The organism is Mesorhizobium sp. WSM1497 (assembly GCF_001672455.2).
GTDB lineage: Bacteria > Pseudomonadota > Alphaproteobacteria > Rhizobiales > Rhizobiaceae > Mesorhizobium > Mesorhizobium ciceri.
Map to the genome: position 1 here is coordinate 66759 of NZ_CP021071.1, position 11285 is coordinate 78043.

The window sequence follows — 11285 nt, forward strand, 5'->3', positions numbered from 1 at the left end:
CTGACAGACGAGGCCCCTATGCGTGATATTCTTGACCTTGACCGCTATCCCCTGGACAAGCCTGGAACGCCGGCGTGGGAGGCTTTGGTCGAGCGCTGCCGCACCGACCTGGCCGCCGAGGGCATGTTCAATCTCGAAGGGCTGGTTAGGCAGGACGCCCTGTCGCGAGCCATGGCCGAGATCAAGCCGGTGATGGAAACGCTCTCGTTCGTTCACAAGCGCTCGCACAATATCTACTTCAGGGACGAGATGCCCGGGATGGCGCCAGATCATCCCGCCCTGCGCAAGGTCGACACAGTCAATCACACGGTGTGCAGCGATCAGATTGCCCGCAGCGTTCCCATCTGGATTTACGAATGGCCACAGTTTGCAGTTTTCCTCGCCGCAGCGATGGGAAGGGACACGCTGTTCACGATGGGCGACCCGTTGGCGCGCCTCAACGTCATGTGCTACCGCGAAGGCGAAGCATTGAACTGGCATTTCGACCGGTCGGAATTCACCACCACTTTGCTGCTTCAAGCGCCATCAGGCGGTGGCGATTTCCAGTATCGCTCCGATCTGCGCAGCGACTCTGATCCCAACTATGATGGCGTCGCACGCTTGCTCGAAGGCAAGGATCCGGCGGTGAAGACCTTGGAGTTGGCGGCGGGCACGCTGAATGTGTTCAAGGGCAAGAACACCTTACACCGCGTGACGCCGTGCAAGGGGCCGCTGGAGCGCTACATCGCCGTCTTTTCCTACTACGAGAAACCCGGCGTGATCTTCTCCAAAGAAGAGCAGATCGGCTTCTACGGCCGCGCTGCGTGAAACGAAAATGTCGGCAAGGGGAGAACCGTGGATGGGCCTGAACGATCTCGCCGCGCTCGGCATGGCACTTCAGGAGAGTGAACTGCTGAGCTACGAGCAGGCCTGGACGATGCCAAAGATCTACTACACCAGTCCGGCCCTTCTCGACATCGAGCGTGAGCGTCTGTTTGGCAAGGAATGGATTTGCATCGGGCGTGCCGAGGAGATTCCGAACCCTGGCGACTATATGGCCTTCCAGCTGTGCGACGAACCGCTGGTCGCGGTGCGCGGCGAAGACGAAAAGATCCGGGTCATGTCGAACGTCTGCCGCCACCGCGGTACCATTCTGACTCGAGGCAACGGACATAGCCGTCGACTGGTATGTCCCTATCATCATTGGTCATACGATCTTGAAGGAAAGCTTGCTGGTGCGCCTCGCATGGATGCACATGAAACTTTCGACAAACCGACTTGCCGCCTTCCGCAATTCGCGTCCGAAGAGTGGCGCGGTTTTCTGTTCACCAACCTTGGCGTCGATCCCGAGCCTCTAGCGCCGCGGCTGGAAGGCCTCGATCGGCAGATCAGCAACTATCATATGGAACAGCAGAAGCTGCGCTGGGTGGCCGATGAGGTGTGGCACACCAACTGGAAATGCCTCATCGAAAACTTCATGGAAGGGTATCATCTTTCACCGCTGCACAAGACGACGCTGGCGCCGGTTAACCCAACCAAGCTCTGCAGCCATTTCGAACCAGGTGATGCCTTTTTCGGCTACAATGCCGGCTATTCTGCAGATTACCCGCGCTCGACGCGCGGCCATCCTGATCTCAGCGACGCAGAGGTGGTCAACTGCGTGATGTTCGCCATCCCGCCGGGGCTCGTTTCGGGATGCGGTGGTGACTACAGCTCGTTCATTTGTGTGCAACCCGAAACCACTGATCGCGTGCGCGCCAAGATGGGACTGATCTTCTACGGCGATGGGTGGACGAAGGAATCGGTCGATCACGCTGTCGATCTTTTCAACGCCACCATGGCCGAAGACAAGACTGTGCTTGTGGACATGCTGCGCGGCATGGCTTCGGCGCATCATGCAAGAGGGCCGTTGGCGCCAGCTGCCTTTGAAGGGCCGGTTCTCGACTTCTACCGGTACTACAGCCGTCGCCTGGGCAAGGAGTTGGTCGCCGGGGCGTGAGATGCGCTGCGCAGCCATTCAATCGGCCACGCAACCGCCGGCCGATCCTGACTGAACTTTCGTCGAACCAGAGAAGAGAAAGAACACACAGGGGATTCGGAAATGGCTATCAACCACACTCTCGTCGATCTGTTGCGACGTGGTCGCAGCGCGCATGAAAATCACCTCATAGATGGCCTCGCAAGGGGAACGGTGAGCCGGCGCGAATTCTTGCGATATGGCTCGGTGCTTGGCTTATCGGCACCGCTTCTCGGGAGCATCGCTGCTGCGATCGGCTATTCGACTTCGACTGCCCATGTGCGCGCCGCCACGGCCGGTGGAACAATTCGGGTTGCTCAGATCGTTCCGGCAGCCACCATCGACCCCGTGAAGATCGCCGATTCCGGGGGCATCACGGTCCTTTCCCAGGTCGCCGAGACGCTTGTGCTGTCCGCCAAGGACCTGACGGTCCAGCCACTGCTTGCAGAGAGCTGGTCTACCAACAAGGATGGGACCGTCTGGACCTTTACCCTGCGCAAAGGCGTCAAGTTCCACGACGGCAGGCCGTTGACGGCCGAGGACGTCGTGGCGACATTCGATCGGCTGGCTGATCCTGAAATGGGTTCGAACGCCCTCTCGGTATTTTCGGGTCTTCTCTCCAAGGGCGGCACGCGAAAGGTCGATGACCACAAGGTCGAGTTCCACCTCGATTCGGCTAACGGAAATTTCCCCTATGCCGTGTCGACCGACAACTACAATGCCGTCATCATCCCTGCCGACTCTGACGCCGATTATGAAAAGACCATGATTGGCACGGGACCTTTCAAGCTCGAAAAATACACCGCGAAGTCGGGAGCCTCCTTCGTTCGCAATCCCGACTACTGGGGTGGCCCCGCTGGCCCTGACCGAGTCGAGATCAACTTCTATGACGACTACCAGCCCCAGATTATCGCAATGCAGGCTGGTGAGGTCGACGTAATCACCCAGATCCCGGTGCTGCAGGGAATCGGTCTACTTAGCAATCCCGACGTGGATATCATCAGCACGCCGTCCACGGCTCACCAGCAGGTCCATATGAGGACAGATGTGGATCCCTTCAAAGACAAGCGCGTCCGGCGTGCGATTGCGCTCTGCCTTGACCGACCGAGTATTGTGAAGGGACTGATGAAGGACCGGGCGATGATCGGAAACGACAGTCCCTTTGCCTCCTCTTTTCCCTCTACAGACCGCTCTGTGCCACAGCGCGAGAAGAACATCAGTGAGGCCAAGCAGCTGATGGAAGCCTCCGGCATGGCCGGAGGTTTCAAGGCGACGCTGACGACCGAAAAGTATTTGGAAATCCCCGACTATGCGGTTTTGATTCAGAATGCAGTGAAAGAAATCGGAGGCGCTATCGATATCAATATCATGGCTCAGGGCGCCTACTATGGTGATGCGATTTACGGGAAATCGCCATGGTTGGACTGCGACATGGGAATTACCGACTACGGTCACCGCGGCGTGCCGAACGTGATCCTTGCCGCGCCTCTCATCAGCAGCGGCACCTGGAATTCAGCGCACTTTAAAAATGCCGAATACGACAACTTGGTCAAAAGCTATGTCGCCGCTTTGGACCTTGATTCCCAGCGCGAGTCCGCCAGCAAGATCCAAACCCTGCTCCTAGATGAGACCCCCATCCTCTTCACCTACTTCTACGACTTCCTGACAGCCACGAAGAAAGGTACGACAGGTGTGCAACCCACAGCGATGAGCCATCTCTTCCTGCGGGAGGCCGCCGTGTAGAACAAGCGGCTGGGCGATCTGGATCTGAAGCGACCTTCGTGACGACGGTGCGTTTGTCCAAATTCCCCGAAATGGCGCACCGCGACGTCCAGCGCGGTCGCTGGTAATGTCTGCTTAAAGGCAGGGGAACAGCCAACTTTTGGCCGTGATGCTGAAGGTTTCGGGTGCCGTGAGGCGTACGAAAGTCTCTCATGCAGGAACCCGCGGGCCGCAGACGATTGCCTATGGGGATTTGTGCGTCGGGGTGTGCCAGCGCCTGTCGCGAACTTCCGCATAGGATGCGGTGGGCATGTCGTGGAAGCGGCTTTCGGGCCAGGTCGCGGAGCCTGTAGCGTTGCTTCCGACGGGATTGGTGTGCGTGACGACCGGCGCCACGGCAACGTGCACATAACATCCCGTTGACCGGCGCCGTCGTGGCGCGGCCGTGCGGACAAACGGTCCATGCCGGGTCATGGGGCGTTCTCCCGGTTCGGCGCTCTTGAGGCAGGCGGTGCACGAGGCTGGCACCACCGTTCGAACCTCTCGATGACGACCATGCGTCCGCCACAGCAAGGGCAAGGCGGGCGGGTGTCAGCCGGTTCTTCCGGAGTGTCGTCTTCGGGCGGCGGAGCGACGTTCAGCAGTTCGCGCGCGAGTGCGAGGCTAGCCTTGCGGGCGGAGCTGGCGAGCAGCCCATAGTGACGGATGCGGTGGAACCCACGCGGCAGGACATGGAGCAGGAAGCGGCGGATGAACTCGTCGGCGGCAAGCGTCATGGCGCGCTGGCGCTCGACACCATCGCGGCGATAGTCTTTGTAGCGGAAGGTGACCCCAGCCTCGTCGAAGGCGATCAGGCGGCGGTTCGAGATGGCGACCCGGTGCGTGTAGCGCGACAGGTAGGCGAGCACCGCTTGGGGGCCGGCGAAGGGCGGCTTGGCGTAAACCACCCAGCGCTTCTTCCGCACGGGAGCAAGATGACGCAGGAAGGCCCGACGGTCGGCCAGGTGCGCCGCCGATCCGAAGAGGCTGAGCCGGCCGGCCTCGTGCAGCGCGACCAGCCGGGTCAGGAACAGGCGGCGGAACAGCTTGCCCAGCACTCTGACTGGGAGAAGGAAGGCCGGCCGCGACGATATCCAGCGTGACCCGTCCAACGCGATGCCGCCGCCCGGCACGATCATGTGGACATGGGGATGGTGGGTCATTGCCGAGCCCCAGGTGTGGAGCACGGCGGTGATGCCGATGCGCGCGCCGAGGTGCTTGGGATCCGCCGCGATCGTCAGCATCGTCTCCGATGCCGCCTTGAACAGCAGGTCATAGACCAGCGCCTTGTTGTGGAACGCGATGACGGCGACCTCGGCGGGCAGCGTGAACACGACGTGGAAGTAGCCGACTGGTAGCAGGTCGGCTTCGCGCTCGGCGAGCCAGGTGCGCGCGGCCGCGCCCTGGCACTTCGGACAGTGCCGGTTGCGGCAGCTGTTATAGGCGATCCGCCATTGGCCGCAGTCCGCACAGGCTTCGACATGACCACCCAATGCAGCGGTGCGGCAGTGTTCGATCGCCGACATGACCTTGAGCTGCTGCAGGCTCAGATGCCCGGCGTGGGCGACCCGGTATCCGGGGCCGGCAGCACGGAAGATATCGGCGACCTCCAGGTCGGCGCGCACCGGGTTCAGCCGGGAGGCGTCTTGCCTTCCATCAGCGCCATCAGCCGGTCGAGCGGCCCTGCGACCGCATGGATCGTCCGGGTCGAGACCTTGGTGTAAAGCGCGGTCGTATCGAGCTTGCTGTGGCCAAGCAGCACCTGGATGACGCGGATGTCGACATCCTGCTCAAGCAGGTGGGTGGCGAAGCTGTGGCGCAGCGTGTGCGGACTGACGCGCTTGCGGATGCCGGCGACTTCGGCTGCTTCCTGGACCGCGCGATGCAGTTGCCGCGACGAGATCGGCGCCGTGCAGCCGCGCCCCGGGAACAGCCAGCCATGCGGGAGCATTACCCCCCGCCGCTTGCCTTCGCGCCACCACAGCCGCAGCAGTTCCAGCAGTTGCGGCGAGAGCATGGCGTTGCGGTCCCTGCGTCCCTTGCCCTGTTCGACGCGGATCAGCATGCGTGTGCTATCGATGTCGTCGACCTTGAGATGCGCGACCTCGGACACGCGTAGGCCCGCGCCATAGGCGACGCCGAGTGCGGCCTTATACTTGATGCCTGGTGCGGCTTCGAGCAGCCGCGCCGCTTCCTCCACGCTCAGCACGTCGGGCAGCTTGCGCTGATACCTCATGATCACCAGCACACGCGCCAGATCCCGACGCTTCAGCGTCACGAGGAACAGGAACCGCAATGCCGAGACCGCGCCATTGATCGTTGCAGGGCCGACGCCGCTCTCATGCTGATGCAGCTGGAATCGACGGATGTCCTCAGCCGTCGCAGTGTCGGGCGAGCGGCCAAGGAACACAGCGAAGCGCCGGACGTTGGGTATGGGAGCCCAGGCCACGCATGAGCATGTCGTGCTGCATGCGCTGACGAAGCGGAGAGATTGGTGCATCGGTCGACAAGGTAGCCATGGCGAGTTCCTCTCGTTGAAGGGAACTCCATGGTCAGATCGACGCCTCTACCCGCTCAAGTCAAATGCCTGTCGCGCCATCTCAGGCCGAGGCGCCCCTCCCGCGAAGCGGGTTCGTGCTTGAGGCGCAAAGCTGACGCCAAAGCCGGTGCTTGGAAATGTCGATTAGACTAGCTAGGGGGAAATCGAACAGCACGGTGTTTCCGCAGCGCATCAAGAAGTGCAATCTCATCCGAGCTCATGGACCGCTACGCTCGGCACAACAGCCTTGGCGATCTCACATAGGTGCTGGTGATGCGTAAGATAGATCACCTGCCCGGCTGAAGCCATTTCCCCGAACAGTTTGAAGACCTCCTCCGACCGGACGTGGTCAAAAGTCTCCATGATGTCGTCTGCAATGAAGGGCACGGAGGGCCGAAACTGCGCAAACTCGTAGTACCCCGCAAGCCGCAGCGCCAGGTAGAGCTGAAAGCGGGCGCCCTTTGACAGCGCATCGGCGACCTTGGATTGCCCATCGCGCTGCAGCGCGATAAGCACTTCCCCACCCTTCACGGGTTGAGTTGTCAGGCCAGAGTACTGGCCGCGCGTCATGACGGCGAATGCGTTAGAAGCTCGCTCCATCATCCCGGAGCGGTGACGCTCGCGGTAGAGACGCAGAGCATTTCCAGCCGACATTATTCCCAATTTCAGCTCAATATAGCGGACGGCCTTTTCCTCGATTTCCAGAAGAACGGTGCGCCGTTCGGCATCTATGCGGGCAACAGCGCTGTCCCCGCCAATGGCGTCCAGCTTGTCGGTTGCGCGCGTCTGTCGAATGAGATGCTGGTGTATCGCCTCGTCAAGGTCGTGAAGCCGTTGCTCGGCTTCGGCCTTCTCGATTGCAAGACTGTCGAGATCGACGGTATCCAATATCGAATGCGCCTGCTCGAACCCTTCCACAGCGAGCTCGGACGAAACCTGTTCCTGAAGTTCCGCAACGGCTGTGCGCAGGCGATCCCTGTCGCGCAGCAGTTCGTCGCGTTGGACGACGTCTGCTAGCGTCGCCACGCCAAAGACGCTGAGGACCTCGTTCTTGCGGCGCTCATGCGCCGAAATCTCGGCGTCGAGGATCTCACGTTGATCCTGCAGGCGCCGCAGGTCATTGACGAGGCTTGCCTTGGCCTCGCGCGTGCGTTCGGCGCGCTCCAGGCGCTCGGCAAGCCGAATGGCGAGCTGTTCGGGTTCGTCGTCGGCCGCCTCGCCCGCTTCGGCAGCGACGGCGGTAACCTCAACCAGGAAACTGTCCCTGTCGGCCTCCATCTTGTCGATACGCAGCTGCATGGCGTCCCGGTCCTGAAGACATTTGGACAGGTCAGCTAGTTGATCGAGGACGCCGCCAATGCCGGGCGCCGAGATGCCGTTCTCAAGCCAGGTGCCCTTGAGCGCTTCGGCAACGCCAGCCTGCCATTCATCCTCACGCCGCTCCGCGACCTCGATGGCGCGGCGCCTGGCGTTCAGATCCTCTTGCCTTGTGTCAACTGTCTTGAGCGCCTCGGTGCGCTCGGCGTCCACCTTGAATTGCCTCTCAAGGAACAGCTCTGCCACCGCCATAACCGTTTCCAGGCTGTCACCAGGATCGGAACCCACGCCGACGCTCGCCAGCGCGTCGCTCAGCTCCAGCCGTATCCGGCCTTCCTCATCAACCGCGCGCTCGGTCTTCTTGCGGGAAAGCTCGCTCTCCTCCCATGCCGCGAGCGCATGGTTCCGGGCAGCAATGCTATCCTCGATCACTTCGATCAGCTGCTCGGGAGAAGTCTCTTGGCGGTTTGCGAGCAGGTCACTTGCCACTGCGCGAATTTCCAGGAGCACGGCCTTCCGGTCGGAGCCGATGCGTGCAAGCTGGTCGCGCTTATGGGCGATGTTGGCCGCGGCTTCAGCGAGGTTGCGGTTTGTGCTGCGGATCTCGGCGAGCTCGCGCGCGTTGGCCAGGCGGCCTGCTGCGACGCTGTCGTCTCGGGTGAGTGCCGCCGCAAATTCATCCGCGGTTTCGCCGGTCAGGTCACCCCGACGCCTTGCCCAGGCGTCGTCCCGGGCGCGCCGAATGGCGCCCGCCGCATCATCGTCGGTGGCATCGACCGAGGCACGAAGGGCATCGAGCCGCGCGGCAAGGATATCGTGATTGCGCTGCTGCTCGGCAAGACGTTCGCAAAGGACACCCCTGCTCTTGGCGAGCTCCGCGGCCAGCGCCTTCCATGCGCCAAGCTGTCCGGCATTCGGAATGGCGATCCGGGCCAGTGCCTGAGCATCGCCCGACCAGGGATGCAAGCGCGCGATCACGGCCTGCCATCGAATTGCTGCCGCGTCCGTAGCCTCGCGCGCCGCATTGATTTCGCTCAGGTGCCCGCTTCCCCTCGCTGTCGACAAAGCCGAAACCAGCCTTGCCCTGGCAGGCTCGGGCACGGCCCGTTCTTCGCCGACCCGCTCGCGTGCCGTCTGGAGCGCATCGGCTGCTGCCGCTGCCTCCTCGCGCGCAACGCGGACGCTGGTCACGATCCCGGATCGCTGCTCGAGCATGGTGCGCACCGCGCCAATGGTTGCAGCAGGCAAGAGCAGCTTGGCAGGGGCGGGTTCAGAGGGCCTGCCAAGAGCGGCAAGGCAGGCCGCCGCGGCATTGTCGAGGATTTGCAGCTCCGTCCTGCGGCTTGGCAGGTCGAGGCCGGCCGAGACGTGGCGCACCTTGCGGTCGGCCAGGCCGCGAACCCGTTCGGAAATCGCAAGGATCACCGCGTCCACATCGACCGAGGCGATTTTCGTCGTCACCCGCTCAAGCTCGTCCTCGCTCGCGGATAGCCGCGTTCTCAGACTGGCGTCTGTCTCGATCATGTCGGCAACGCTGCCGGTCCAGGTCCGTGGCGGTGAGGCGATCTCAGGCAACTCGGCCAGTTGCGCCTGCTTGCGCCTGATATCGGCAAGGACTGGGATCGCACGAAGATACTTCGCGATCGTCCCAAGCCGGGCCGACAGCACTGAACGTTCGGTGATGCTGCGGTCGTACTTTTCCGTGGAGTCCAGGCGTTCTGTTTCTAGCGTTTCAAACGTCGACGCCAGGGTATCGACCGCCTCCCTTCTGGACTTCAGTTCGGCAAGCCGCTTCTTGAGCAGCGCAAGCTCGGTTCCGTGTGCCTGCTTGCGATAGAGCTCGTCCGCCTCGGCCTCGAGCAGGCTCAATGTATCACTCGCGTGCCCAAGCCCTGCGCTCGCCGTGAACAGCAGCTTGCCCAGGTCGCCGCGCGATTCCAGGATCGATTTTCCACCTGCTTCCAGCGTTTCGTCGTCCAAGGAGAACATGGTCTCGTATGCGTCGCGAGACAGTCCGTCGAGATGGGATGATATCGCCATCTCGCTGACCGGTTGGCCAGCCGCGTTCAGCAAGGAGTTGGCGCGCTGTTTGGTGCGTGTGAAAATGTGCTCCTCGCCGCCGAGTTCGAGCGCCCCGCCAATGCGCATCGCGCTATATTCGTGCAGAAAATTGTAGCGGCTGCGCTCCTCAATGCCGAACAGCAGGTCGAGATAGCCGGAAAGTGCTGTCGACTTGCCGGCTTCGTTTAGGCCGAAGACGATATGCAGGTCGGGTCCGGATTGCGGTTTCGGCCCGAAGTCGATCGTCGCGTCGGTGAACTTGCCGTAACGGATCAGATCAAGGCGCCGGAGCCTCATTGTGACCCACCAGCCTTGAGGCGGGCGGTGACCAGGTCGGCGCCGTTGGCAAGCACCCTGTCAAGGAACAGCTCCAGCTCAGCCTCGTCCCTGCCCGCAAAATCGCGCCCGTCAGGCGGCAGATCCGCGATCACTTTCTGGACGAGCGCCCTCGCCTCGGCACGGAAAGCCTCCGAGCCGGCATCGGCGCGCATGGACTGAGCGAGTTCGAAAATCGGGTCGGCGGCTTCCTCGGAGGTCTGGGATGTGGATGGAGAGACATTGAGCTCGAGCTTCTCCACCCAGGTGTCTCCCGTGTGCTCCGCGACATGCTCGGCTTCTGCAAGCAGCAGGTCGCGGTCACGGATCAAGGCCCAGGACAGAGGTGATGCGCCGGTCAGGCCGAGACGGACCACGGCATGACGGGATTTGACAGAGGCGCGAACATCTTCGAGCGCGGAACGGACTCGGCCGACGACATCGGACCACTCGACCGTTTCGGTCAGGTCGACGTTCACCCGCTCAAACTGCGCGATACTGGTCAGCCGTTCTTCGATCTCAATGGTGCGGTCGTCGCGTATCGTCACCAGGGTGACGGATTTCTCCCCGGCCTCGTTGATGTCCCTGCCCTGCGTAATTCCTGGCATCACCACGGTGCTCGCCCCGGGATGGACTTGGCGAACATGGATGTGCCCAAGCGCCCAGTACTCGAAGCCATGGGCATGCAGGTCAGCGACGCTGCAGGGGGCATAGACGTCGTGGCCGGGCGATCCGGCAAGGCTCGTATGCATGATGCCGACATTGACCGCGCCTTCACGCGGAGCTGAATATTTGGGGAGCAGACTGTCCGGCGCCTTGGGACTGGCAAAGCTCAAGCCATGGAACGCAACGTCTAGCCCGCCGGCCGACTGCAGCACCGATTGGGGACGGCCGCCGAAGATCGTGACCGTGTCCGGGAACACCAGCTGTTTGGATATCCGCGATAGGGCGTCATGATTGCCGCGGATCTTCAAAACCTTGATGCCCGCCTGATGAAGGCGGGACATCTGTGTAGCCAGGAACCGGGCGGTTTCATCGATGTCTGATCGCCATCATAGAGGTCGCCGGCTATGACCAGGGCATCGACACGTTCCGCAAGGCACAGATCGACGATCGAGACAAACGCCTGGCGGCTGGCGTCTCCAACAAGTTCGGCAAGGTCGCCGTTTCGCATCGCCAGCGAACGCAGCGGCGAGTCGAGGTGGATGTCGGCGGTGTGGACGAATCGAAATGGCATGGGACTGGCTCCGGTCCGAGCATAACGGTGTTCGGCTGCGGCTCGATAGATGAATTTCG

5 protein-coding genes and 2 pseudogenes are annotated in these 11285 nt (G+C 62.0%); 3 read left to right on the forward strand and 4 right to left on the reverse strand.

Features of this window, described 5'->3' with window-relative positions:
- Positions 1–18 precede the first annotated feature (18 nt).
- From A9K65_RS32705 to A9K65_RS32715, 3 genes are all read left to right on the forward strand, one after another.
- The gene (locus tag A9K65_RS32705) at positions 19–807 is read left to right on the forward strand and encodes a 2OG-Fe(II) oxygenase (protein WP_064994405.1); all 789 of its coding nucleotides are present in this window, start codon (positions 19–21) and stop codon (positions 805–807) included.
- Positions 808–838: 31 nt separating this feature from the next.
- Positions 839–1978, forward strand: a complete 1140-nt coding sequence (locus A9K65_RS32710; RefSeq protein ID WP_198327709.1) for an aromatic ring-hydroxylating dioxygenase subunit alpha — start codon at positions 839–841, stop codon at positions 1976–1978.
- A 102-nt stretch (positions 1979–2080) separates the two neighbouring features.
- The gene (locus tag A9K65_RS32715) at positions 2081–3739 is read left to right on the forward strand and encodes an ABC transporter substrate-binding protein (protein WP_064994404.1); all 1659 of its coding nucleotides are present in this window, start codon (positions 2081–2083) and stop codon (positions 3737–3739) included.
- Positions 3740–4188: 449 nt separating this feature from the next.
- Here the strand turns inward: A9K65_RS32715 and A9K65_RS32720 are convergent, their stop codons facing one another.
- From A9K65_RS32720 to A9K65_RS32735, 4 genes and pseudogenes are all read right to left on the reverse strand, one after another.
- Positions 4189–5355 (reverse strand): IS91 family transposase, encoded by a 1167-nt coding sequence (locus A9K65_RS32720; RefSeq protein ID WP_245322248.1) that lies wholly within the window; start codon positions 5353–5355, stop codon positions 4189–4191.
- Between the two features lie 32 nt (positions 5356–5387).
- Positions 5388–6276, reverse strand: a pseudogene (locus A9K65_RS32725) (tyrosine-type recombinase/integrase).
- A 227-nt stretch (positions 6277–6503) separates the two neighbouring features.
- Positions 6504–9971 (reverse strand): AAA family ATPase, encoded by a 3468-nt coding sequence (locus A9K65_RS32730; protein WP_064994402.1) that lies wholly within the window; start codon positions 9969–9971, stop codon positions 6504–6506.
- Positions 9968–11226: pseudogene (locus A9K65_RS32735) on the reverse strand (DNA repair exonuclease). Before A9K65_RS32735 ends, A9K65_RS32730 begins: the two are co-directional and overlap by 4 nt.
- Positions 11227–11285 lie beyond the last annotated feature (59 nt).

What these genes read in the sequence shown, in the direction of transcription:
- A9K65_RS32730 (WP_064994402.1), bottom strand. Translation starts at nt 9,971, where the DNA reads ATGAGGCTCCGGCGCCTTGATCTGATCCGTTACGGCAAGTTCACCGAC.
- A9K65_RS32705 (WP_064994405.1), top strand. Translation starts at nt 19, where the DNA reads ATGCGTGATATTCTTGACCTTGACCGCTATCCCCTGGACAAGCCTGGA.
- A9K65_RS32710 (WP_198327709.1), top strand. Translation starts at nt 839, where the DNA reads ATGGGCCTGAACGATCTCGCCGCGCTCGGCATGGCACTTCAGGAGAGT.
- A9K65_RS32715 (WP_064994404.1), top strand. Translation starts at nt 2,081, where the DNA reads ATGGCTATCAACCACACTCTCGTCGATCTGTTGCGACGTGGTCGCAGC.